Genomic DNA, 21,897 nt, shown 5'->3' with positions numbered 1-21,897 from the left:
CCTGTTACGCCGTGAGCGGACGGTGCACACCGTCGGCCTGTCGGCCTCCACCGGCGGCCAGGTGCCGGGAGCGCTGCACGGAGCCGGAACCAATCGACCCGCGGGTGGGGACGCTGCGCGCCCCCGCCACGCGGGTCGAAGTCCGACCAGGTCGGAGTGCTGCTGTCCTGCGTCAGTGGGCGGCTTCGTAGGCCTCGACGACGCTGGCCGGGATGCGGCCGCGGTCGCTCACCGCGTGACCGTTCTTCCGCGCCCAGTCGCGGATGGCGCCTGCCTGCTCGCGGTCCATCCGGCCACCGCCACCGGTGGCGCGGGACCGGCCACCGCCCGAGGCGCGGGTGCCGCGGCCGACCTTGCGCGCCGCCGAGATGTACCGGGCGAACGCGTCGCGCATCTCCTGGGCGTTCTTCTCCGCCAGGTCGATCTCGTACGAGGTGCCGTCGAGCGCAAAACTGACGGTCTCGTCGGCCGGAAGATTCTCGTCGAGGTCGTCGCTCAGGATGACCTGGACCTTGCGCGCCATTCGTTCCTCGCTAATCGCAGCGACCCGGAGGTCGGACGGAAATAGCACCCGGCGGGTGCTAGGTCCATTACAGCACGATCTCCGGATAATCGGAAATGGGCGCACGATTCCACTCCTCTATGCGAGGGGGAATCGAGATACGGCCCGATCAGGAACTGATTGGCCGGACCAACGGGAACAGGATCGTCTCCCGGATCCCGAGACCGGTGAGCGTCATCATCAAGCGGTCCATGCCCATTCCCACGCCCCCCGTGGGCGGCATGCCGTATTCCAGCGCCTCGAGGAAGTCCTCGTCGAGCACCATCGCCTCGGGATCGCCGGCCGCGGCCAGCAGCGCCTGCTGGGTGAACCGCTCCCGCTGGACGACGGGGTCGACGAGCTCGGAGTACCCGGTGCCCCGCTCGATCCCGCCGATGTAGAGGTCCCACTTCTCCGCGACACCCGGCTCCGAGCGGTGCGCCCGGGTCAGGGGCGAGGTGTCCACCGGGTAGTCCATGACGAACGTCGGCTCCTGCAGCGACGGCTGCACCAGCGCCTCGAAGATCTCCTCGACCAGCTTGCCGTGGATCCAGGCCGGGTCGACGCCGACCCCGTGCCGCTCGGCCAGGGCGCGCAGCTGCTCGATCGGCGTCTGCGGCGTCACCGTCTCCCCCACCGCCTCGCTGACCAGGTCGAACAGCCGCACCTGCCGCCACACGCCGGAGAGGTCCAGCTCGGTGCCGTCGTGGTGCCGAGCCACGTGGTCGCCGAACAGCGCCGCACAGCTCTCCTGGATCAGTTCCCGGGTGATGACCGCGATGTCGTTGTAGTCGAGGTAGGCCGCGTAGAACTCCAGCATCGCGAACTCCGGGGAGTGCGAGCTGTCCGCACCCTCGTTGCGGAAGTTCCGGTTGATCTCGAACACGCGGTCCAGGCCGCCGACGATGCACCGCTTGAGGAACAGCTCCGGTGCGATACGCAGGTAGAGGTCCAGGTCGAATGCGTTCATGTGGGTGCGGAACGGCCGGGCCGCCGCACCGCCGTGCACGGTCTGCAGCATCGGCGTCTCGACCTCGATGAAATCCCGCCGGCCGAGCCCCGCGCGCAGGGTGGACATGACGGTGGCGCGCTGGCGGACGGTGCGGCGGGCCTCGTCGCGCACGATCAGGTCGACGTAGCGACGGCGGACCCGCAGCTCCTCGCTCATCGGCTTGTGCGCCACCGGCAGCGGGCGCAACGCCTTGGCGGTCAGCTGCCAGGAGTCGGCGAAGACCGACAGCTCGCCGCGGCGCGACGTCCCGACCTCGCCCGCCACGAAGACGTGGTCACCGAGGTCGACGTCGGACTTCCACGCGGCGAGCGCCTCCTCGCCGACGCGGTCGCGGGAGAGCATCACCTGCAGCTCGGCGTCGCCCTCGCGCAGCGTGGCGAAGCAGAGCTTGCCGGTGTTGCGGAAGAAGATCACCCGGCCGGTGACCCCGACCCGCTCGCCGGTCATCGTGTCCGGCTCCAGCTCGGGGTGCGCGGCGCGGACCGCGGTGAGCGTCGTCGTGCGGGGCACCGTCACCGGGTAGGGGTCGACCCCCGACTCGCGCAGCCGGTCGAGCTTGGCCCGGCGGACCCGCATCTGCTCCGGCAGCTCCTCGCCGCTGTCGTCGGCGCCCGTACCGTTCGGTCCCACGTCCGTCACGGGAACCCAGCCTACGGGGCGGCCACCCGCCGCTCGGCGGCCTGCTGCCGCTGGAAGGCCAGCCGCAGCCCGTGCACCGTCAGGTCGGGCTCGCGTTCGCCGATGGTGCGGCAGCTGTCGACGAGCAGCGGGGCCAGCCCGCCGGTCGCGACGACGACCGGTGGGGTGCCGAACTGCGACACCAGCTCCGCCGAGATCCGGCCGACCAGCCCGTCGACCAGGCCGGCGAACCCGAGCACCAGCCCCGCCTGCAGCGCGGCGACGGTGTTCTTCCCGATCGCCTGCGGCGGGCAGGAGAGCTCGACCGAGCGCAGCTGGGCGGCCCGGCTGGCCAGCGCGTCGCGGCTGACCTCGACCCCCGGCGCGAGGGCGCCCCCGAGGAACTGCCCGTCCGGGCCGACGGCGTCGACGTTGGTGGAGGTGCCGAAGTCGACGACGACCACCGGCCGGGTCCCGCCGCCGGGTGCCCGGCCGAACAGCTCGTGCGCGGCCAGCGCCGTGACCACGCGGTCCGCCCCCACCTCGCGGGGATTGTCCACGTGCAGCGGGACTCCGGTGCGCACGCCGGGGCCGATGAGCACCACCGGCACCTCGAGGGAGTCCAGCAGCTGGCGCAGCGCCGGCAGCAGCGCGGGCACGGTGGAGCAGGCGGCCACCCCGGTGACCTCCGTGTCGCGCAGCAGGCCCCGCCAGAGCATGCCCAGCTCGTCGGCGGTGGCCCGGGGCGCGGTCGTCACCCGCCAGGAGCCGACCCGGCGGGCGCCGTCGAAGGTGGCGAGGACGGTCTGGCTGTTGCCGACGTCGACGGTCAGCAGCACCGGGTCACCGGATCGGGACGCCGAGGTCGCTGCGCTGCTGGTCGGCGGCACCGGGCACCGGGGCCGACGGGTCGCCGCCGAGCTCGACGACGCGGTTGGCGCCGTCGACGTGGACGACCCTCGGGATGTAGCTCTTGGCCTCGGTCTCGTCCATGACGCCGTAGCTGATCAGGATGACCATGTCGCCGGGGTGCACGAGGTGGGCGGCGGCACCGTTGATGCCGATGACGCCGCTGCCCCGCTCACCGGGGATGACGTAGGTCTCCAGGCGGGCGCCGTTGGTGATGTCGACGATGGCGACCTGCTCGCCGGGCAGCAGGTCGGCGGCGTCGAGGAGGTCCTCGTCGACGGTCACCGAGCCCACGTAGTGCAGGTCGGCCTGGGTGACAGTGGCGCGGTGGATCTTGGACTTGAGCATCGTGCGCATCATCGGGGGCCTCCCAGTCGGACTGCCGTGTTGTCGAGGAGCCGGGTGCTGCCCGCGCGGACCGCGACGAGCAGGCGGGCGGGGCCGGCGGCCGGCGCCGGTCCCAGATCGGTATCGGTCAGTTCCAGGTAGTCCTGGACCAGGTCGGGGGCTTCGGCCAGGACGGCGCGGGCGGCGGCGAGGACGGCCTCGGCGCCGTGCGGGCCGGCGTCCGCACCGGCGCGCAGTGCCTGGTGCAACGTCGCTGCCCGGGCCCGTTCTTCCGGCGAGAGGTAGCGGTTGCGGCTGGACAGCGCCAGCCCGTCGTCCTCCCGCACCGTCGGGACGCCGACCACCTCCACGCCGAGCGCGAGCTCGCGGGCCATGGCGCGGATCAGGGTCAGCTGCTGGTAGTCCTTCTCGCCGAAGAGGGCGAGGTCGGGCCGCACCAGGCCGAAGAGCTTGGCGACGACGGTGAGCACCCCGGCGAAGTGCCCGGGGCGCACCGCCCCCTCCAGGACCGACCCCAGCGGGCCGGGGTCGACGGTCACCCCCACCGCGCCGGCGGGGTAGACCTCCTCGACCGGCGGGTGGAAGACGACGTCGGCGCCCTCCTCGGCCAGCGCGGCGAGGTCGGCGTCCCAGGTGCGCGGGTAGCGGTCGAAGTCCTCGCCCGGCCCGAACTGCGTCGGGTTCACGAACACCGAGACGACGACGCTGCCGGCGCGCTCGCGGGCGGCGCGGACGAGGGTGCGGTGCCCCTCGTGCAGGGCGCCCATGGTGGGCACCAGGGCGACCGGGCCGGGCAGCGCGTCGACCAGCCGGCGCAGCTCGGCGGCGGAGGCGGCGACGGCGGGCCGGGTGCCGACGGTCATCGGGACCCGGCCGGATCGTCATGCCGGGCGGCGGCGAGCAGCTCGAGCAGCGGCGCAGCCTCGTGGTCCTTGAGCCGGCCGGCGGCGAGGGTCCGCTCCGCGGTGCGCTGTGCCATGGCGACGTAGGCGGCCACCGACCCCGGGGCTCGCTCGGTGAGGGTCCCCAGGTGGCGCGCGACGGTGCCGGCGTCGCCGCGGCTGACCGGCCCGGTGAGCCCTCGGTCACCCCGGCGCAGGCCGTTGTCGAGCGCGGCGGTGAGCAGCGGCGCCAGCACGCGGCCGGGTTCGGCCACTCCGGCGGTGCGCAGCAAATCGGCGGCCTCGGCCACCAGGGTGACCAGGTGGTTCGCGCCGGTGACCAGCGCCGCGTGGTAGAGCGGGCGGTCGGCCTCGGCGACGAAGAACGGCTCGCCGCCCATCTCCAGCACGAGGGTCTCGGCCACGGGGCGGTGCTCCGGGCGGCTGGTCACGCCGAACGGGGCGCCGTCGAGCCGGTCGGCGTCCTCCGCGACGCCGGAGAAGGTCATGGCCGGGTGCAGCGCCAGGGCGAGCACCCCGGCCTGCTCGGCGGGGGCGAGCACGGCCAGCCCGTGCGCCCCGGACGTGTGGAACACCAGCTGACCGGCGCGCCAGGCGCCGGTCTCGGCCAGCCCGGAGACGAGGCCCGCCAGGGTGTCGTCGGGAACGGCGAGGACGACCAGGTCGGCGGCGGCCACCACCGCGTCGGCCGGGATGAGGGGGACGCCGGGCAGCAGCCGCTCGGCGCGCTCGGCGGAGGCTGCGGACAGCCCGGACGCGGCGACGACGTCGTGGCCGGCGGCGGCGAGCGCGGCGCCCAGGACGGCGCCGACGCGGCCGGCGCCGATGACGCCCACGCGGAGGCGGGCGGGCGCGTCGGCCGGGCGGGCGTGCGTGCGGGCCGGGCCCAGCAACGCACGGACGGTCCTGCGGGGAGCAGGCATCGGTGCACCTCTCGTTCCAGTCCCTGACGGGTACCGGACGTCGGGCGCGATCCACACGGATCGCGGTGGTCGTTCGGGTCCTGCTCCGGTCCGGCGCCCGCTGCAACCGGATGTGTCACGCGGGCGACGTACCGATGGCGAGTCTGTGACCCCTACGCGTCCGACGCAACGCCTCGTTGCTGTGTCCTGGCTCACGTCGGTCCGGGGCCCCGGTCGGGACCTGGCGGGGGCCCCGCCCTACCGTGACGGCCGGCACATCGGCGAAGGAGGCAGCGTGCACACGTTCGAGGGACGGACCGCACTGGTCACCGGCGGCAGCCGGGGCATCGGCCTGGGCATCGCCCGGAGCCTGGTCGAGCGCGGGGCGAGAGTGGTGCTCACCGCCCGCAAGTCCGACGCGCTGGCCGAGGCGGTCGAGGCGCTGGGCGGGCCGGAGGTGGCCGTGGCGGTCGCCGGCAACGCCGGGGACCCGGAGCACCGGGCCACCGCGGTGCGCACGGCGATCGAGACGTTCGGCAGCCTGGACGTGCTGGTCGGCAACGTCGGCATCAACCCGGCGTACGGGCCGCTGATGGACCTGGACCTCGACGCCTGCCGGAAGATCCTGGACACGAACGTCGTCGCCTCGCTGGGCCTGGTGCAGGAGGCCTGGCGGGCCTGGATGGCCGAGCACGGCGGCTCCGTGCTGTTCGTCGCCTCCGTGGCGGGGCTGCGCTCCTCGCCGGAGATCGGCGCCTACGGCGTGAGCAAGGCGGCGCTGATCAACCTCACCACCCAGCTGGCCGTGGAGCTCGCACCCAAGGTGCGGGTGAACGCGGTCGCCCCCGCGGTGGTGAAGACCCGCTTCGCCGGAGCCCTGTTCGAGGGCCGGGAGGCGGAGGCCGCGGCGGTCTACCCGATGGCGCGCCTGGGGACCCCCGAGGATGTCGGCGAGGCCGCCGCCTACCTGCTGGGCGACGGCGCCGGCTGGGTCACCGGCCAGACGCTGGTGCTCGACGGGGGTGGGCTGTCCCGCGGTCCGCGGTGAGGCTCAGCGGCCGAGGACCCGGGCCAGGACGTCGTCGCTCTCGCCGTCCTCCCGGTACCGCCGCCGGCGGCGCCCGCCGGAGACCGGGCTGACGGCGTTCTCGGCCAGGATCCGCGCCAGCCGGTCGGAGGTGTCCGCCCGCTCCTCCTCCGGCTGCGCCGTCCATTCCGGCGTCACCGCGGGGTGCGCGGTGGTGGGCGTGAACTCGGCGGGCAGCGGCGGCTCCGCCGGCTCGTCGGTGCGCCGGCGGCGGGGTGCGTCGTCGACCCGGGGCGGGGCGGGCGCGTCCAGCAGGGACCGGGCGGCCAGCCACTCCAGCGGGGACTGCGGCGGGTCGGCCGGCGGCCGCGGGGCCGAGGGCGTGACCACGGGCGACGCGACGGGAACCGGCGGCGGGGGCTCGGCCGGGGCATGCCGCGACCCGAGGTAGGGGTCGTCCTCGTGCGCCGCGGCGCGCTCGTGTCGGCCGAGCCCCGAAGGCACCGGTGCGGCCGGGCGGCCCGGCACCGGCGGGACCGGAGGACGCAGCGGCGGCGGGACCGGCGGCGCGGACGCGGCGGGGCGGACCGGCGGCGTCACGGGGACGGCCGGAGCCGGTGGCGGGGCGGAGGACCACGTGCTGGTGCTCGTGCGCACCTGCTCGAACTGCTGGGTGGGGCGTGGCTCGTCCAGCCGGATGGCCGGCCACCCCCCGGTCAGCTCGCGCGGCGGCGCGTCGTCGCTCCACGCCGCGCCGCCGTCGAGGGTGCGGGCCGGCCCGTCCACCCGGCTGGCCTGGGTGCGCATGACGATCCGCTCGACCAGCATCTCGCTGGACAGCTGCTCGGCGAGCTCGGCGCGCAAGCGGCCCATGTCCTCCCGCAGCGCCCCCAGCTGCCCGAGCTCGGTGCGCAGGCCGGTCAGCGCGGCGACGTCGTCACGGAGCGCGGCCACGCGGGCGACCTCGTCGCGCAGCTCGCCGAGCGCGGCGATCTCCCCCCGCATCCCGGCCACCCGGGCGATCTCGTCGCGGAGGCCGGTCAGGGAGGCGATCTCGCCGCGCAGCGCATCCAGCTCGTCGCGCATCGCGTCCTCGGTCTCGCGACGCAGCTCGTTCTCGAGCTCCAGCTCGTACTCGCGGCGGGCGGCGACCTCCCGCTCCAGCTCCCGCTCGTAGGCGCGCCGCAGGCCGGCCTCGCGGGCCTCGGCGCGCACCCGGTCGGTGCCGCGCCGGCCGGCGGCGAAGGTGGCGAGCACGAACGCCCAGGCCACGGCGACGACCGCCACCCGCAGCAGCTGGGCGTTGTCGGTCAGGAAGACGGCGAGCGTGGCGCCGGCGGCGAGCAGGAAACCGCCGGCCTGCAGCAGCGTCCGAGGACCCGGAGCGGCCGGGCCGCGGTCGACGTCGTCGTCCTCGCGGCGGGGCATGGCTCCAGCGTAACGACGTGCGGCGTTCACGGGGAGCATTCGCCCCCGTGCCCACAGTGGCCACAGGTGCAACAGTGCGGAGGTGACCCTCTCCCTGCTCGACTGGCGCCGCCGGGTGGCCGCGCTGCACGCCGCCGTCCGGGACGACCCCGATCCCGAACGGGGCTGGCGGCGCTGGCGGGACGGCCGCGACGAACTGTTCGCCGGCCACCCGCAGTCGCCGCTGAGCGCGACCGCCCGGGCGGGTTTCCGCGGCCTGCCGGTCGCCCCGTACGACCCGGGGCTGCGGTTCGAGCCGGTGCTCGAGCCCGCGGGACCCCGGCGCCTGGAGGTACCGACGGCCGCCGACGGCGTGGTGCCGCTGGAGCGGATCGGGGCGGTGGCGCTGCCCGGCGTCGGCCGGCTGGACGTCTGGTGGATCGCCCTCTACGGGGGTGGGGTCTTCCTGCCGCTGCGCGATGGGACCGCCGGCGACACCACCTACGGCGGTGGCCGCTACCTGCTGGACACGGTGAAGGGCGCGGACCTCGGCAGCGACGGCGACCGGCTGGTGGTCGACCTCAACTTCGCCTACCACCCGTCGTGCGCCTACGACCCGCGCTGGTCGTGCCCGCTGGCACCGGAGGGCAACCGGGTGCCGACTGCGGTCGCCGCCGGGGAACAGCTGCCCCCCGGCGGCTGGACGTGACGTGCTGGAACGGCCCCCGTGCAGGGACCCGCCGCGAGCCCGTGACGTGCTGGAACGGCCGCCCTTCAGGGTCCCGCGCCGAGCGTCCGAGGCGTGGAGGGAAGGGCGGTCCTTCGACTGATCGTCAGGGGTCCTGGCTCAGCGTCGACGGTGAGCCCGGACCCCGAGTGGTGAGCCAGGAGCGAGCCCGAGGGGTGGGCCGGGACGGCGGTCAGCCCTGCGCGAGGGCGCCGTCGGAGCTGAACACCAGGCCGAGGGAGATCTCGCCCCGCTGCAGCGCCGCCTTGGTCAGCGGGCCGCCGGTGTCCAGCGCCCGGAACTCGGCGAACTCCAGGCCGTAGGTCTCCTCCAGCCCCGGCTGGCAGAACGGCCGGGTCGGGCACTCGGTGGGCCCGCCGAGGACGAGCGAGCCGTCCCCGCAGGCCTCCGCGAGCTCGGAGAGGGTGCTGACCCCCAGCTCGTCGGCGAAGGCCTGGGTGACGGCGAAGGCGTTCTGGTCGGCGGCCTCCGCCGGCTCCCCGACGACCAGGCCAGCCTCCTCGGCCAGCGGCTGGAGGGCCGCCAGCGTCTCCTGGACGTCGCCACTGGCGACCTGGTTCTGCTCGTCACCCTCGAGCGTCTCGGTGACGGTGGCCAGGTACTCGGGGAAGACCTGGATCTCCCCGTTGCGCAGCGCCTGCAGGTACAGCTCCCGGTTGCCGGCCTCCCGGACGGAGGCGTCGAACCCGGCGGCGCTGAGGACGTCGGCGTAGATGGTGGCGAGGATCGTCGACTCGGTGAAGTTGGCGGCGCCCACGACGATCGGGCCGCTGCCCTGGGCGAGGCCGGCGGTGTCGACGTTCTCCTCGACCCAGGCGGCGGCGACGTCCTCGGCGTTCTGCCGCTCGACGTCGACCGCGGCGTTCATGTCGATGAGGTCTTCGGTGGTGAGCTCCGCCGAGACGGCGTCCAGCGCCGGCAGCAGCGCCGGGTTCGCCTCGGCCGCGGCCGCGTTGACCGCCGGGATGATGTTGTCGGCGTTCTGCAGGTCCTGGTCGTCGTCGAGGACGACGAGCTGGTCGCCGGCGACCGGGGCGCAGGCGTCGCCGGAGGCCTGGCCGCCGCCGGTGTCCCCCGCGCCCCCGGTGCCGGAGGACCCCGACTCCCCGCAGGCCGCGGTCAGCGCGACGGCGAGGGCGAGTGGAGCGAGGGAACGGATTCGTGCGCGCATGGTCGGAGGCCCGCCTTCTGTGTCCCGTGCCGGTCGGCACGCGTGTCTGGCGGGAGGACTCCCGCGCCACCATCGAACCGTCCCGTTGTGCACCACGCAATCGGGTATCCGGCGCCCGGCGATCCGTTACCGACGTGTGATCACTGGGGGACGCCGGTCGCGGTCAGCTCGGGCTCTCCCCGCACGGCCCGCCGGCGACCGGTCACGAGGGGCACCCGCTTCGGCCCGGGCCGCGCCGCCCAGGAGAGCACCACCAGCACCAGCTCGGTGAGCAGCGCCAGCGCCGCGATGACGATCGCGCCGGCGATGATCAGCCCGTAGTCCTGCTGGCCGAACCCGAGGTTGACCACCCGGCCCAGGCCACCCCCGCCGACGAGTGCCGCGAGCCCGGCCGTCGCCACCACCTGCACGGCGGCGGTGCGCACCCCGGTCATGACCAGGGGCAGCGCCAGCGGCAGGTCGACCCGGCGCAGCACCTGCCCTCGGGTCATGCCCATGGCGCGGGCGGCCTCGCGGACGTCGCCGTCCACCCCCCGGAAGCCGACGTAGGTGTTGGTGAGGATGGGCGGGAAGGCGAACACGGCCAGGGCGATCGCCGTGGCCCGGTTGCCGAAGCCGATCGGGCTGACCGCGAACAGGGTGAGCAGCGCGAGCGTGGGCACCGCGCGGCTGACGTTCGACAGGACGACCACCGCTCCCCCGCCGCGCCCGCTGGTGCCCAGGGCGATGCCCAGGGGCAGCGCGAGAACCAAGGCGGCGAGGACGGCGATCGCCGAGACCGCGAGGTGCTCGACGAGCAGGTCCAGCAGCCCGCCGGGCCGGGTCCAGTTGTACGGGTCGTTGAGGTAGACGAGGGCGTCGCCGAAGCCGGTCACGACCGCGCCCTCGCCCACGGGGTGAGCAGCCGTTCCGCGCCGGCGAGCAGCACGTCGGCCAGCAGCGCGAGCAGCACGCAGCCGACCGCGCCGGTGACGATCTCGGCCCGGTAGAAATTGGCGTTGAAGCCGCCGAAGATCAGCTGGCCGAGCCCGCCGTGCCCCACCAGGACACCCACGGTGGTGAGCGCGACGGTGGAGACGGTGGCGATCCGCAGCCCGGCCATGAACGCCGGCAGCGCCAGCGGCAGGTCGATCTGCCAGAACAGCCGGATCCGGCCGTAGCCCATGCCCTGCGCGGCCTCGCGCACCTCCGCCGGCACGCCCTGCAGGCCGGTCAGGAAGTTGCGGACCAGGATCACCAGCGAGTAGACGACCAGCCCGATCAGCACCGTCGTCGCCGTCAGCCCGGTGAACGGGAAGATCAGGGCGAACATCGCCAGCGACGGGATCGTGTAGACGATCGAGGAGAAGCCGAGCACCGGGCCGGCCAGCCACCGGACGCGACGGGCGAGCAGGGCCAGCGGCAGGGCGACGAGCGCCCCGATGACGACGGCGGCGACGGTGAGCCTGACGTGCTCCCCGAGGTACCGCAGAATGGTGTCCCAGTTCGCCACCACGTAGGTTGCGTCGAACCACGGGTTCGGCGCCCCGTCCACGGCCAGCACCGCGCCGGAGGCGGACGTACCGGCACCCGCGCTCAGCACCGGGCGCATCCCAGGAGGGCCACCCCGTGGACGCTACTGCGCACACTCCACCGACCGCGAGCGCGTCCGGTGACGCGGCGGAGATCCGGCTGGAGGGCGTGGGCAAGGTCTACGACGACGGCACCGTGGGCGTGGCCGAGCTCGACCTCACCTTCGCCGCGGGCGAGCTGACCGTGCTGGTCGGCCCGTCCGGCTGCGGGAAGACGACCACGATGAAGATGATCAACCGGATCATCGAGCCCACCACCGGCCGCATCGTGATCGGCGGCGACGACGTCACCCGGGCCGATCCGGTGGAGCTGCGCCGCCGCATCGGCTACGTCATCCAGAACGTCGGCCTCTTCCCGCACCAGACGATCCGCGCCAACGTCGGAACGGTCCCCCGGCTGCTGGGCTGGGACAAGAGGGAGATCCGGGCGCGGGTCGACGAGCTGCTGGCCACCGTGGGCCTCGATCCGGCGGTGCACGGCGACCGCTACCCCGCCCAGCTCTCCGGCGGGCAGCGCCAGCGGGCCGGGGTGGCCCGGGCGCTGGCCGCCGATCCGCCGGTGCTGCTCATGGACGAGCCGTTCTCCGCCGTCGACCCCGTGGTTCGCGAGCGGCTGCAGGCGGAGTTCCTGCGGCTGCAGGCCACGGTGCGCAAGACCATCGTCTTCGTCACCCACGACATCGAGGAGGCCGTGCGGATCGGCGACCGCATCGCGGTCATGAGCGAGGGCGGCCGGGTCGAGCAGTTCGCCACCCCCGCCGACCTGCTGGGCCGGCCGGCGAACGAGTTCGTGGCCGACTTCGTCGGCGCGGACCGGGGCCTCAAGCGGCTCGCCGTCACCGGCATCGACCCCGAGGACCTGGAGCAGCCGCCGGTGCTGCACGTCGACGACGGGCTGGCCGACGCCCGGTCGGCGCTGCAGCGGTCCGGCGCGCGCTGGGCCGTGGTGCTCGACGACGCCGAGCACCTGCACGGCTGGCTGTCGCCGGACCGCGCCACGGGCGGCGGGACCGTCGGATCCGCGGCCCGGCGGATGGAGGCCTGGGTGCCGCGCGAGGCGTCGCTGAAGACGGCGTTCGCCACGATGCTGCAGCACGAGGCGGGGTGGGTGGCGGTGCTCGACGGCGACCAGTTCCTCGGCGTCCTCACGCCGGAGTCGCTGCACTCGGCGCTGCGCCGCTCGGTGGAGGGGCGGGTGCCGGAGACGGCCGGAGCCGCGTCGGCCTAGGGACGCCGGTCCTCCAGCAGCGGGCCGGCCACCCGGTACCGCGCGCTGACGAACGCCCCGTTGACCGCTGACTCGACCAGCTCGAGGTCCAGCCGGCGCGGGAGCAGCGGCCGGCCCGCGCCGAGGGTCACCGGCGCGATCGACACCACGACCTCGTCCAGCAGCCCGGCCTCGGCGAACTGACCGGCCAGGTCGCCCCCGCCGACCAGCCAGAGGTCCTTCCCGCCCGCCGCCGCGGTCATCGCCTCGTGGACGGCACGGACGTCCCCGGAGGCGAACCGGACCGCGGGCCCTGCCGCTACCAGGTGGCGCGAGGTCATCACCCACGTCGGCAGCGTGTAGGGCCACGGCTTGCCGGCCTCGTGCTCCAGGACCCACTCGTAGGTCGTCGACCCCATGACCAGGGCGCCGATCCCGGCCATGAAGGCGTCCATGCCGAAGGCACCCGCCTCGTCGTGCGGCTGGCGCAGCAGCCAGTCGAGGGAGTCCTGCGGGTCGGCGATCCAGCCGTCGAGGGTGGTGGCGGTGTAGTAGGTCAGCACGGGTCTCCTCCAGGGGTCTCGCCGCGGCGGGCGCGGAGCCAGTCGATGGGGTCGCCGGTGTCGATCCGGCGGCCCGCCGTCCGCAGCAGGTGCCGGACCAGCTGACGCCGGTGGGCCGAGAAGGTGAGCACGTGGGCGACGACGCCGCTCAGGACGAAGCTCTCCGGCGGCTCGCAGAGCGCGTCGATCAGCCGGTCGTCCCAGCCGCCCCGGCGGTCGACGTCGCGGACCACCGCGAGCCACCGGGGAGCCACGGCGTCGTGCCGCTCCAGCAACGTGGCGGGGTCCGCGTCGGCGTGACGGTCGGGCACGTCGCGCCCCTCGATCGACGCCAGCCAGACCTCGACCGTGTGGACCAGGTGCGTCAGCACCGCCTGCACCGACTCCTCCGGGCCGTCCCACGGCAGCACGACCAGGCCGGGCAGCCGCGTCGCGCGGAACTCCTCGTCGGTCAGCCCCTTCGCCGCCTCGAGCAGGTGCCGGGTGTCGTCGAGGTCGTGCGCCACCAGTTGCTCGGTGAGCGGGTTCATCGCGTGCTCCGTGCTCTGCACCCACAGGGACGTGGGCGGGTGGAAGTGGATGCCGTTGGGCGCCGGCAGCCAGTGGCCGGACCCGGCGTCCACCGCGCTGGGCGGCCGGCCGTAGGCGCGGGTGAAGGCCCGGCTGAACCCCTCGACCGACTCGTACCCGGCCGCCCACGCGGCCTCGGTGACGCTGCTGCCCTGCCGCAGCTGCCAGGCGGCGCGCTCGAGCATCACCCGGCGCCGCATCGCCACGGGCGCCTCCCCGGCCTCCCGGGACAGGACCCGGCTGAAGTGGAACGGGGAGGCGTAGGCGTCGCCGGCCATCTCGGCGAGGGTGTGGTTCTCCTCGTCCAGCACGGCGTCGAGGAGTTCGCGGAGGCGGTCGCGTCCCGTCATGCCTGCAGCGTGCCGTCCCGGGAGCCGCCGGCGCTTGACCGTTCTTGCCCGGCGCGGGGCCGGGCGAGCGCTAGGCCGAGACCCCGGGGGCCGGATCGTCGTCGGACGAGCCCGGCGGGACGCGGCACACCGACTCCAGCCACAGCGCCGCGGCGACCAGCGCGAGGGACGTGACGAGGCCGAGCAGCGCGGTCACCGTGTCGCTGCCGGCGTACTGCAACCGGCCCACCGCGGGGCCGGTGTAGGCGAGGACGCCGAGCCAGACGCCGGTGAAGACGGCGCCCACGTAGGCGCTGGCCTGGGCGAGCACCGCCAGCCGGGCGACGAGCATCGGCTCGACCGGGCGGACGCTCGCGGCGTCGCGCTCCCGGGGGCCGCGGCCGGCCCGTGCCTCGCGCAGCGCGTGCAGGCGGGAGCGCAGCACCCGGGCCCCCAGCGCCTCGGCCAGGGCCAGCGCTGCCAGCGGCGCCGGCAGCCACCAGCGCAACGGCGGCAGGTCGCCGTACCAGGCGCGCACCAGCAGCCACGCGGCCACGGTGAGCCCGAGGGCGAGGACGACGAGGTCGCGGCGGCGGACGGGGGTCACGGCGTCCTCAGTGCAGGTGGTCCCAGCGCACGACCGCCGCCACGTCGGCGGGGTCGAGCGCGGCCACCAGGTCGGCGACCCGGCCGCGGCCCGGGAGGACTGCGGTCGGGTCGAGGGTCAGCCAGGGCACCAGCACGAACGCCCGTTCGTGCGCCCGCGGGTGCGGCAGGGTCAGCGCGGGGTCGTCGGAGAGCACGGGGGCGCCGTCGTCACCGGTCACGGTGACCACGTCGACGTCGAGCGTGCGGGCGCCCCAGCGCACCTCGCGGGTGCGGCCGGCCGCCTGCTCCAGCTCCTGCGCCCGCGCGAGCCAGCCCCGGGCATCCCGTTCGCCGCGGACGACGGCGATCGCGTTGAGGTACGGCGGCTGCTCGACCGGCCCCCACGGCGGGGTCTCGTACAGCGTGGAGCGGGCGACCAGCACGCCGTCGTCCTTCAGCGCGGTGAGCGCGGTGCGCAGCGCGCCGGCGCGGTCGCCCAGGTTGGCGCCCAGCGAGAGGACGGCGCGGCTCACCGGCGCTCCCTGCGGATGGTGACCTCGACGTCGTCGAACGGCACCCCCAGCTCGGCCTGCGGCTTGTGCACGGTGATCTCGACGGCGTCGACGAGCTCGTCGGCCAAGCAGACGTCGGCCAGCCGCTGGGCGAGGGTCTCGAGCAGGTTGACCGGCTCCCCCGCGACCACGTGGTGCAACCGCTGGGCCAGGTCGGCGTAGTTCACCGTCCGCGCGAGGTCGTCGGCCGCGGCCGCGGCGGTGGTGTCCAGCTCCAGGACGGCGTCCACCCGGAACATCTGCCCGCGCTCGCGCTCGAAGGCGTAGACGCCGTGGTGGGCGTGGGCGCGGATGCCCCGGACGACGATCCGGTCAGGGGTGCTGGCCACGGCCGGCTCCTCTCGCCGCGCGGACGGCGGCCACGGTGCGGATGGCGTCGACCGAGCCGGCGGCGTCGTGCACCCGTACGCCCCAGGCCCCGGCCTGCGCGGCGAGCACCGTGGTGGCCAGGGTCGCGGCGTCGCGCTCCTCGGCCGGGCGGGGGACGCCGTCGACGTCGGCGAGCAGCCGGCCCAGGAAGGTCTTGCGCGAGGCGCCGACGAGCACCGGCAGCCCCACGGCCACGAGCCGGTCGAGCCCGGCCAGCAGCGCCCAGTTGTGCTCGGCGCGCTTGGCGAAGCCCAGGCCGGGGTCGAGCACCAGCTGGTCGGGGCGCACCCCGGCGGCGACGACGTCCTCCACCCGGGCGGTGAGCTCGGCGCAGACCTCGGTGACGACGTCGCCGTACTGCGCCGCCGCGTACATCTCCCGGCTGTGCCCGCGCCAGTGCATGAGCACCCAGGGCACGCCCGCCTCGGCCACCAGGTCGGCCATGTTCTTGTCCGCCAGCCCACCGCTGACGTCGTTGACCAGCACCGCGCCGGCGTGCAGCGCCGCCTCGGCCACCTCGGCGCGGGTGGTGTCGACGCTGGTGCGCACGCCCGCGGCGGAGAGCTCCCGGATGACCGGGAGCACGCGGCGGCACTCCTCCTCGGCGTCCACCCGGTCGGCTCCCGGGCGGGTGGACTCCCCGCCGACGTCGACGTAGTCGGCGCCCGCGCCGTGCATGGCCAGTCCGTGCGCGATCGCGGTGGCGGGGTCGGCGAAGCAGCCGCCGTCGGAGAAGGAGTCGGGCGTGACGTTGAGGACGCCCATCACCAGGCAGCGACCCGGACGGGGCAGCGCGGCGGGGCTCATCGACGCGCCCCGCTCACCGGCCGAGCACGAGGGCCATGGCCTCGCTGCGGGTGGCCGCGTTCTCGCGGAAGATGCCGCGGACCGCGGAGGTGACCGTGGAGGAACCGGGCTTGCGGACGCCGCGCATCGCCATGCACAGGTGCTCGGCCTGGACGACGACCAGCACGCCGCGCGGCTTGAGGGCGTCGTCGAGGGCGTCGGCGATCTGCCGGGTCATCCGCTCCTGCACCTGCGGCCGGCGGGCGTAGACCTCGACCAGCCGGGCCAGCTTGGACAGCCCGGTCACCCGGCCGTCCTGCCCCGGGATGTAGGCGACGTGCGCGACCCCGTGGAAGGGCACCAGGTGGTGCTCGCAGGTCGAGTACATCGGGATGTCCTTGACCAGCACCAGCTCGTCGTGGTCCTCGTCGAACGTGGTCGCGAGGATGTCGTACGGGTCCTGCGCCAGCCCGGCGAAGGTCTCCGCGTAGGCCCGCGCGACACGCGCCGGGGTGTCCTGCAGGCCCGGCCGATCGGGGTCCTCGCCGATGGCGAGCAGCAGCTCCCGGACCGCCGCCGCGGCCCGCTCCTGGTCCACCCCCGGCGCCGGGGTCAGCAGCTGGTCGGCGGGTTCGGCCGGGATCTCGCTCATCGGTGGTCCCGGCTCATCCCTGGACCGGGGCCCCGACGTCACCGACGGGGCTGGTGGCCCCCGACCCGTTCTGCCCGGCCCGCTCCGCCGGCGTCAGCACCGGCGGCTGGTCGGACGGGGTGCGCTTGCCGAAGCCGTTGTACGGGGCGAGGGCCGGCCGCTTGGCGACCGGAGCGCAGATGCGCGCCATGTCGTCCTTGGAGAGCGTCTCCTTCTCGATCAGCTCGAGCACGAGCTGGTCGAGGACGTGGCGGTACTCGACCAGGATCTCCCACGCCTCGTCGTGCGCGGCCTCGATCAGGGCGCGGATCTCCGCGTCGATGTCGGCGGCGACGGCCTCGGAGTAGTCGGGGCGGGACCCCATGTCCCGGCCGAGGAACGGCTCGGAGTCGCTGCTGCCGTACTTCACCGCGCCCAGCTTGGCGCTCATGCCGTACTGGGTCACCATCGCGCGGGCCATCGAGGTGGCCTTCTCGATGTCGTTGCCGGCCCCGGTGGTCGGCTCGTGGAAGACGAGTTCCTCGGCGGCCCGCCCGCCGAGGGCGTAGGCGAGGGTGTCGATCATCTCCGACCGGGTCTGGGTGTACTTGTCCTCGGTCGGCAGCACGAGGGTGTGCCCCAGCGAGCGGCCGCGGGGCAGGATCGTCACCTTGTGCACCGGGTCCAGGTTGGGCAGCGCGTGCGCCACCAGGGCGTGCCCGCCCTCGTGGTAGGCGGTGACCTTCTTCTCCTTCTCGCTCATCGCCCGCGTCTTGCGCTCGGGGCCGGCGATGACGCGGTCGATCGCCTCCTCGAGGGTCGCGTCGGTGATCATCGAGCCGTTGTTGCGGGCGGTGAGCAACGCGCCCTCGTTGAGCACGTTGGCGAGGTCGGCGCCGGTGAAGCCCGGCGTGCGGCGGGCCACGGTCTCCAGGTCGACGTCGGGCGCGAGCGGCTTGCCCTTGGCGTGCACCTCGAGGATCTTCTTGCGGCCCTCGAGATCGGGGCGGTCGACGGCGATCTGCCGGTCGAAGCGACCCGGGCGCAGCAGCGCGGGGTCCAGGACGTCGGGCCGGTTGGTCGCGGCGATCAGGATGACCCCGCCCTTGACGTCGAAGCCGTCCATCTCGACGAGCATCTGGTTGAGCGTCTGCTCGCGCTCGTCGTGCCCGCCGCCCATGCCGGCGCCGCGCTGCCGCCCGACGGCGTCGATCTCGTCGACGAAGATGATCGCCGGGGAGTTCTCCTTGGCCTGGGTGAACAGGTCGCGGACCCGGCTGGCACCGACACCGACGAACATCTCGACGAAGTCCGACCCGGAGATCGAGAAGAACGGCACGCCCGCCTCGCCGGCGACCGCGCGGGCCAGCAGGGTCTTGCCGGTGCCGGGCGGGCCGAAGAGCAGCACGCCCTTGGGGATCTTCGCGCCGACGGCCTGGAACTTCACCGGGTTGGCGAGGAAGTCCTTGATCTCGTGCAGCTCTTCGATCGCCTCGTCGGCGCCGGCGACGTCGGCGAACGTCGTCTTCGGCATGTCCTTGGTGATCTGCTTGGCCTTGGACTTGCCGAAGGCCATGACGCCCCGGCCGCCGCCCTGCATGGAGTTGAACAGCCAGAAGAGCAGCAGGAGCAGGATCAGGAACGGCAGGAAGCTGACCAGCAGGCTGACCAGCAGGCTGTCCTGGGTGACGTTGGTGTCGAACTGCTCGTCCTCCTGGGCGCGCAGGAGGTCGACGATGTCGCCCTCGACCGCCACCGGGTAGGAGGTGGTGACCTCGGTGCTGCCCTCGACCTCGTCGGTCAGCTCCAGGTCGAGCGTCTGCTCCTTGGTGTTGAGCGTCGCCGACTCGACGTTGCCGCTCTCGATCTGCTCGAGGGCCGTCGAGGTGGTGATCTCCTGGCGGTTGCCCTCGCCGCTGAACAGCGACGAGACGGTCAGGGCCAGCAGGATGACCAGGACCACCCAGAACCACACGGAGCGGAAGATCTTCTTACGTTCCATACACCGATGCCGGGCGCCGGCGTGCCGGCTCGCCCGTCGACCCTCCTGACCGTCCCGGGGACGCCGCCACGGCCCGGGCACGGACCCCGGCGCTCGGTGCAGCGTCGTCGGGATCGACGGTACACCGGTGCACCTGGGCGATCCCTGCGTGCGAGCTGGGAACGTCCCCCGCCCGGGCGACGTGACCGGCGACGGGCCCGGAGGGTCCTCGCCGGTCACGGCAGACGCGCGGGACACGGGGCGGGGACGGCAGGCGGTCGCGGCACCGGAGGTGATCCGCCCCGCGAGGGTCGCAGCCGGCGACGGGCCCGGAGGCTCCTCACCGGCCGCGACGGGAGGGCTCAAGCGCAGCCGGGGCACGGCACCCGGCCGCGGTCGTCGTCCGGAGGACGACGACGTGTCAGGCGTAGACCTCGGGCTTGAGCGTGCCGATGTAGGGCAGGTCGCGGTACCGCTCGGCGTAGTCCAGGCCGTAGCCGACGACGAACTCGTTCGGGATGTCGAAGCCGACGTACTTCACCGGCACCTCCACCTTGACCGCGTCGGGCTTGCGGAGCAGCGTGCAGACCTCCAGCGACGCGGGGTTCCGGCCGCCGAGGTTCTTGAGCAGCCAGGAGAGCGTCAGCCCGGAGTCGATGATGTCCTCGAGCACCAGCACGTGCTTGCCGGTGATGTCCCGGTCGAGGTCCTTGAGGATGCGCACGACACCCGAGGAGCTGGTGGCGGACCCGTAGGAGGAAACCGCCATGAACTCCATCTGGGTGGGCAGCTGGAGCGCGCGGGCGAAGTCGCTCATGAACAGCACCGCGCCCTTGAGCACGCCGACGAGCAGGACCTCCCTGCCCGCGTAGTCGGCGGCGACCGCCGCGGCGAGCTCGGCGATCTTGTCGCGGATCTGCGCCTCGCTGAGCAGGACGTGGTCGATGTCCGGGCCGTAGCCGTGGTCGGGACCGAGTGCGCCGGGCGTGCTGGCAGGCTCCGTCACGGAGTGTGCTCCTCGTGGGGTGCGGTTCCGGGGGTGCTGCGCCGAGCCTCCGGCGGCAGCAGCACCAGACTGCCAGACGCCCGGACGACGCCCGCGCCGCCGGGTAGGTCGACCACGCCCTGCCCCCGCCAGCCGGTGACCAGGCTCTCGACCGCGCGCAGGTGGACCGCCTGCAGGTCGGGGACCCCGGCACCGCGCAGCCACCCGCGGAGCACGCGCCGGCGGAGCGCGGCCGGCAGCGCTTCCAGCGGCCGGGCGGGCAGGCCGCCGTCGCCGGACTCCGCGGCCAGCCGGGCGAGCTCGGCGGCCGCCAGGTCGTCGAGCGCGTCGAGGTCCTCCCGGAGCATCCCCGCGGTGCGCGCCAACGCCGGCGCCACACCGCCGCCGAGGACCTCCTCCAGCAGCGGCAGGACCTCGGTGCGCAGCCGCACCCGGGTGTAGGCGGGGTCGGTGTTCCACGGGTCGTCCCACACGGGCAGCCCCTGGTCCGCGCAAGCCCGCCGGGTGGTCTCGCGGCGGACGCCGAGCAGCGGCCGCCACCAGGAGACGCCGTCGGAGACCCGCAAGGGCACCATGCCCGCGACCGACCGGGGCCCGGAGCCGCGGCCCAGGCCGAGCAGGACCGTCTCCGCCTGGTCGTCCAGCGTGTGCCCGAGGGCGACCCGGGCGCCGCGCTCCCGCGCCGCGGCGGCCAGCGCGGCGTAGCGGGCGGTGCGGGCCGCCGCCTCGGGGCCACCGGGGCCGGCCACCCGCACGGGCAGCACCAGCACCGGGTCCAGGCCCAGCTGCCGCAGCAGCGCGGCCGTGCTCTCCGCACGCGCGGCCGAACCGGGCTGCAGGCCGTGGTCGACGGTGACCGCGCCGACGCGCACGCCGGCGGACCGCGCCTCGAAGGCGAGTGCGGCGGCCAGGGCCAGCGAGTCCGCTCCCCCGCTGCAGGCGGCGAGCACCGGGCCCGCGCCGGACCGCAGCCCGGCGCGGACCGCGAGCCGCACCGCGGCGACCGCGCGAGGTGGCCCGGCCACCGGCCTCAGGCGGGGAGCGCCGGGCGGCCGAGCACCCGCTCCACCCACCGCTCGGGCGCGGTGAGCTCGTCGACCAGCGGCAGGTTCGCCGGCCCCTCCCAGACCCGGTTGAAGCCCTCCATGCCGGCGAGCTCGACCACCCCGCCGACGAAGTGCCGGCCGTCGGCGTACTGCTTCATCTTCTGCTCCAGCCCCAGCAGCCGGCGCATCACGCGGTCGAGCGGTCCGCGACCCTTGCGGCGCTGCGCGAACCGCTTGCGCAGGGTGCGCACCGACGGGACCACGTCGGGCCCGACACCGTCCATGACGTACTCGGCGTGGCCCTCGACGAGGCTCATCACCGCGGTCACCCGGTCCAGCACGGCCCGCTGCCGCGGGTCGCGCACCAGCGCCAGCAGCCCCTCGGAGCCGCCGTCCCCGCCCCGCACCGCATCGGCGAGGCCGCGCAGCAGGTCCTGCAGGCGCTCGCGCAGCACGTCGGGGGCGAGGTCGGTGGCGGCGACGAACTCCGCGATCTGCGACTCGAGGTAGCCGGTCAGCCAGGGGACGCCGGTGAACTGCAGCTGGTGGGTGACCTCGTGCAGGCAGACCCAGAGCCGGAAGTCCGACGGGTCGACGCCCAGCTTCCGCTCGGTCGCCACGATGTTCGGCGCCACCAGCAGCAGCCGGCCACCGGTGCCGAAGACCTCGTACTGGCCGAGCACCCGCGAGGACAGGAAGGCCAGCAGCCCACCGGCCTGCAGCCCGGTGGCGCGGGAGCCGATGGCCGTGGCGAGGGCGCCGGGACGGCTCTCCTGGCGCTCGGTCAGCTTGTGCACCAGCGGGTCGAGCAGGGCGGCCATGCCGCGGGCGTTGGCGTCCGCCCAGCCCGGTCGGTCGACGACGACGACCTCCGGGACCGCGCCCCCGGGGGCGGGCCGCAACCCGGTGAGGGCCTCGACGTGCGCGACGGCGGTGGCCGCGGCCCGGTGCAGCTCGGCGACGACGGCGGCGGCCTCCTCCCGGGTCGTGCTCGGGCCGCTGCTCACCAGCCGGCGGGCCGTGCGTCCGGCGAGATCCCAGTCGACCATCGAGGAGGCGCTGCTCATCGCCTCACCGTACGCGTGGAGCGCCC

General features: G+C 74.7%; 24 protein-coding genes. 3 read left to right on the top strand and 21 right to left on the bottom strand.

All coding sequences use genetic code 11. The annotated features are described in order from the left end of the window. Positions 1-172 precede the first annotated feature (172 nt). The 6 genes from ACI79K_RS04395 to ACI79K_RS04370 form a co-directional block, all read right to left on the bottom strand. The gene (locus tag ACI79K_RS04395) at positions 173-523 is read right to left on the bottom strand and encodes a histone-like nucleoid-structuring protein Lsr2 (protein WP_456588126.1); all 351 of its coding nucleotides are present in this window, start codon (positions 521-523) and stop codon (positions 173-175) included. Between the two features lie 148 nt (positions 524-671). Next, positions 672-2,192, bottom strand: a complete 1,521-nt coding sequence (gene lysS, locus ACI79K_RS04390; protein WP_456588127.1) for a lysine--tRNA ligase — start codon at positions 2,190-2,192, stop codon at positions 672-674. An 11-nt stretch (positions 2,193-2,203) separates the two neighbouring features. Then, on the bottom strand, positions 2,204-3,010 hold the full coding sequence (locus ACI79K_RS04385; protein ID WP_456588128.1) for a type III pantothenate kinase: 807 nt from the start codon (positions 3,008-3,010) through the stop codon (positions 2,204-2,206). Positions 3,011-3,014: 4 nt separating this feature from the next. Then, positions 3,015-3,440, bottom strand: coding sequence for an aspartate 1-decarboxylase (panD, locus tag ACI79K_RS04380; protein ID WP_456588129.1), 426 nt, complete (start codon positions 3,438-3,440; stop codon positions 3,015-3,017). Beyond that, positions 3,437-4,291: a pantoate--beta-alanine ligase gene (panC, locus tag ACI79K_RS04375; RefSeq protein ID WP_456599068.1), complete on the bottom strand. Its 855-nt coding sequence runs from the start codon at positions 4,289-4,291 to the stop codon at positions 3,437-3,439. The genes panD and panC overlap by 4 nt, the downstream gene beginning before the upstream one ends. Then, positions 4,288-5,253: a Rossmann-like and DUF2520 domain-containing protein gene (locus ACI79K_RS04370; protein WP_456599067.1), complete on the bottom strand. Its 966-nt coding sequence runs from the start codon at positions 5,251-5,253 to the stop codon at positions 4,288-4,290. Before ACI79K_RS04370 ends, panC begins: the two co-directional genes overlap by 4 nt. A gap of 274 nt (positions 5,254-5,527) precedes the next feature. On the opposite strand from ACI79K_RS04370, the gene ACI79K_RS04365 reads away from it, so the two are divergent. Continuing rightward, positions 5,528-6,280, top strand: a complete 753-nt coding sequence (locus ACI79K_RS04365) for an SDR family oxidoreductase (RefSeq protein WP_456599066.1) — start codon at positions 5,528-5,530, stop codon at positions 6,278-6,280. A gap of 3 nt (positions 6,281-6,283) precedes the next feature. Here ACI79K_RS04365 and ACI79K_RS04360 read toward each other — a convergent pair whose 3' ends face one another. Next, on the bottom strand, positions 6,284-7,687 hold the full coding sequence (locus tag ACI79K_RS04360; protein ID WP_456599065.1) for a DUF6779 domain-containing protein: 1,404 nt from the start codon (positions 7,685-7,687) through the stop codon (positions 6,284-6,286). Positions 7,688-7,769: 82 nt separating this feature from the next. Here ACI79K_RS04360 and ACI79K_RS04355 point away from each other — a divergent pair, with 82 nt between their 5' ends. Then, complete coding sequence (locus ACI79K_RS04355) at positions 7,770-8,375, top strand: DUF1684 domain-containing protein (RefSeq protein ID WP_456599064.1); 606 nt, start codon at positions 7,770-7,772, stop codon at positions 8,373-8,375. A 211-nt stretch (positions 8,376-8,586) separates the two neighbouring features. Here the strand turns inward: ACI79K_RS04355 and ACI79K_RS04350 are convergent, their stop codons facing one another. The 3 genes from ACI79K_RS04350 to ACI79K_RS04340 all read right to left on the bottom strand — a co-directional run bounded on the left by ACI79K_RS04350 (position 8,587) and on the right by ACI79K_RS04340 (position 11,176). Further along, on the bottom strand, positions 8,587-9,585 hold the full coding sequence (locus ACI79K_RS04350; protein WP_456599063.1) for a glycine betaine ABC transporter substrate-binding protein: 999 nt from the start codon (positions 9,583-9,585) through the stop codon (positions 8,587-8,589). Between the two features lie 140 nt (positions 9,586-9,725). Next, positions 9,726-10,460 (bottom strand): ABC transporter permease, encoded by a 735-nt coding sequence (locus ACI79K_RS04345; protein WP_456588136.1) that lies wholly within the window; start codon positions 10,458-10,460, stop codon positions 9,726-9,728. Then, the gene (locus ACI79K_RS04340; protein ID WP_456599062.1) at positions 10,457-11,176 is read right to left on the bottom strand and encodes an ABC transporter permease; all 720 of its coding nucleotides are present in this window, start codon (positions 11,174-11,176) and stop codon (positions 10,457-10,459) included. The genes ACI79K_RS04345 and ACI79K_RS04340 overlap by 4 nt, the downstream gene beginning before the upstream one ends. A gap of 17 nt (positions 11,177-11,193) precedes the next feature. On the opposite strand from ACI79K_RS04340, the gene ACI79K_RS04335 reads away from it, so the two are divergent. Continuing rightward, positions 11,194-12,384 (top strand): ABC transporter ATP-binding protein, encoded by a 1,191-nt coding sequence (locus tag ACI79K_RS04335; protein WP_456588138.1) that lies wholly within the window; start codon positions 11,194-11,196, stop codon positions 12,382-12,384. Here the strand turns inward: ACI79K_RS04335 and ACI79K_RS04330 are convergent. From ACI79K_RS04330 to ACI79K_RS04280, 11 genes are all read right to left on the bottom strand, one after another. After that, positions 12,381-12,926: a dihydrofolate reductase family protein gene (locus tag ACI79K_RS04330; RefSeq protein WP_456588139.1), complete on the bottom strand. Its 546-nt coding sequence runs from the start codon at positions 12,924-12,926 to the stop codon at positions 12,381-12,383. The two genes, ACI79K_RS04335 and ACI79K_RS04330, sit on opposite strands and share 4 nt — an antisense overlap. Further along, complete coding sequence (locus tag ACI79K_RS04325) at positions 12,920-13,846, bottom strand: helix-turn-helix domain-containing protein (RefSeq protein ID WP_456599061.1); 927 nt, start codon at positions 13,844-13,846, stop codon at positions 12,920-12,922. The genes ACI79K_RS04330 and ACI79K_RS04325 overlap by 7 nt, the downstream gene beginning before the upstream one ends. Before the next feature lie 70 nt (positions 13,847-13,916). Continuing rightward, positions 13,917-14,432: a DUF3180 domain-containing protein gene (locus tag ACI79K_RS04320; RefSeq protein ID WP_456599060.1), complete on the bottom strand. Its 516-nt coding sequence runs from the start codon at positions 14,430-14,432 to the stop codon at positions 13,917-13,919. A gap of 7 nt (positions 14,433-14,439) precedes the next feature. Next, positions 14,440-14,946 (bottom strand): 2-amino-4-hydroxy-6-hydroxymethyldihydropteridine diphosphokinase, encoded by a 507-nt coding sequence (folK, locus tag ACI79K_RS04315; protein ID WP_456588142.1) that lies wholly within the window; start codon positions 14,944-14,946, stop codon positions 14,440-14,442. Then, the gene (folB, locus tag ACI79K_RS04310; protein WP_456588143.1) at positions 14,943-15,314 is read right to left on the bottom strand and encodes a dihydroneopterin aldolase; all 372 of its coding nucleotides are present in this window, start codon (positions 15,312-15,314) and stop codon (positions 14,943-14,945) included. The genes folK and folB overlap by 4 nt, the downstream gene beginning before the upstream one ends. Further along, on the bottom strand, positions 15,298-16,161 hold the full coding sequence (folP, locus tag ACI79K_RS04305; RefSeq protein ID WP_456599059.1) for a dihydropteroate synthase: 864 nt from the start codon (positions 16,159-16,161) through the stop codon (positions 15,298-15,300). The genes folB and folP overlap by 17 nt, the downstream gene beginning before the upstream one ends. Before the next feature lie 13 nt (positions 16,162-16,174). Next, complete coding sequence (gene folE / locus ACI79K_RS04300) at positions 16,175-16,792, bottom strand: GTP cyclohydrolase I FolE (protein WP_456588145.1); 618 nt, start codon at positions 16,790-16,792, stop codon at positions 16,175-16,177. 13 nt (positions 16,793-16,805) lie between these two features. Further along, positions 16,806-18,773 (bottom strand): ATP-dependent zinc metalloprotease FtsH, encoded by a 1,968-nt coding sequence (gene ftsH / locus ACI79K_RS04295; RefSeq protein WP_456588146.1) that lies wholly within the window; start codon positions 18,771-18,773, stop codon positions 16,806-16,808. Between the two features lie 400 nt (positions 18,774-19,173). After that, positions 19,174-19,758 (bottom strand): hypoxanthine phosphoribosyltransferase, encoded by a 585-nt coding sequence (gene hpt, locus ACI79K_RS04290; RefSeq protein ID WP_456588147.1) that lies wholly within the window; start codon positions 19,756-19,758, stop codon positions 19,174-19,176. Next, on the bottom strand, positions 19,755-20,783 hold the full coding sequence (gene tilS / locus ACI79K_RS04285; RefSeq protein WP_456599058.1) for a tRNA lysidine(34) synthetase TilS: 1,029 nt from the start codon (positions 20,781-20,783) through the stop codon (positions 19,755-19,757). Before tilS ends, hpt begins: the two co-directional genes overlap by 4 nt. A 5-nt stretch (positions 20,784-20,788) precedes the next feature. Continuing rightward, complete coding sequence (locus tag ACI79K_RS04280; RefSeq protein ID WP_456599057.1) at positions 20,789-21,871, bottom strand: zinc-dependent metalloprotease; 1,083 nt, start codon at positions 21,869-21,871, stop codon at positions 20,789-20,791. Positions 21,872-21,897: the final 26 nt, after the last annotated feature.

It is taken from the genome of Blastococcus sp. SYSU DS0616, from assembly GCF_054051015.1.
Note: the sequence above shows the minus strand (reverse complement) of the source record. Positions and strands in the feature narration are given on the sequence as shown.

Coding starts and splice junctions, on each gene's coding strand:
- ACI79K_RS04325 (WP_456599061.1), bottom strand. CDS start 13,846: ATGACGGGACGCGACCGCCTCCGCGAACTCCTCGACGCCGTGCTGGAC.
- ACI79K_RS04370 (WP_456599067.1), bottom strand. CDS start 5,253: ATGCCTGCTCCCCGCAGGACCGTCCGTGCGTTGCTGGGCCCGGCCCGC.
- ACI79K_RS04395 (WP_456588126.1), bottom strand. CDS start 523: ATGGCGCGCAAGGTCCAGGTCATCCTGAGCGACGACCTCGACGAGAAT.
- folE (WP_456588145.1), bottom strand. CDS start 16,792: ATGAGCGAGATCCCGGCCGAACCCGCCGACCAGCTGCTGACCCCGGCG.
- ftsH (WP_456588146.1), bottom strand. CDS start 18,773: ATGGAACGTAAGAAGATCTTCCGCTCCGTGTGGTTCTGGGTGGTCCTG.
- ACI79K_RS04360 (WP_456599065.1), bottom strand. CDS start 7,687: ATGCCCCGCCGCGAGGACGACGACGTCGACCGCGGCCCGGCCGCTCCG.
- panD (WP_456588129.1), bottom strand. CDS start 3,440: ATGATGCGCACGATGCTCAAGTCCAAGATCCACCGCGCCACTGTCACC.
- panC (WP_456599068.1), bottom strand. CDS start 4,291: ATGACCGTCGGCACCCGGCCCGCCGTCGCCGCCTCCGCCGCCGAGCTG.
- ACI79K_RS04280 (WP_456599057.1), bottom strand. CDS start 21,871: ATGAGCAGCGCCTCCTCGATGGTCGACTGGGATCTCGCCGGACGCACG.
- folP (WP_456599059.1), bottom strand. CDS start 16,161: ATGAGCCCCGCCGCGCTGCCCCGTCCGGGTCGCTGCCTGGTGATGGGC.
- ACI79K_RS04350 (WP_456599063.1), bottom strand. CDS start 9,585: ATGCGCGCACGAATCCGTTCCCTCGCTCCACTCGCCCTCGCCGTCGCG.
- ACI79K_RS04340 (WP_456599062.1), bottom strand. CDS start 11,176: ATGCGCCCGGTGCTGAGCGCGGGTGCCGGTACGTCCGCCTCCGGCGCG.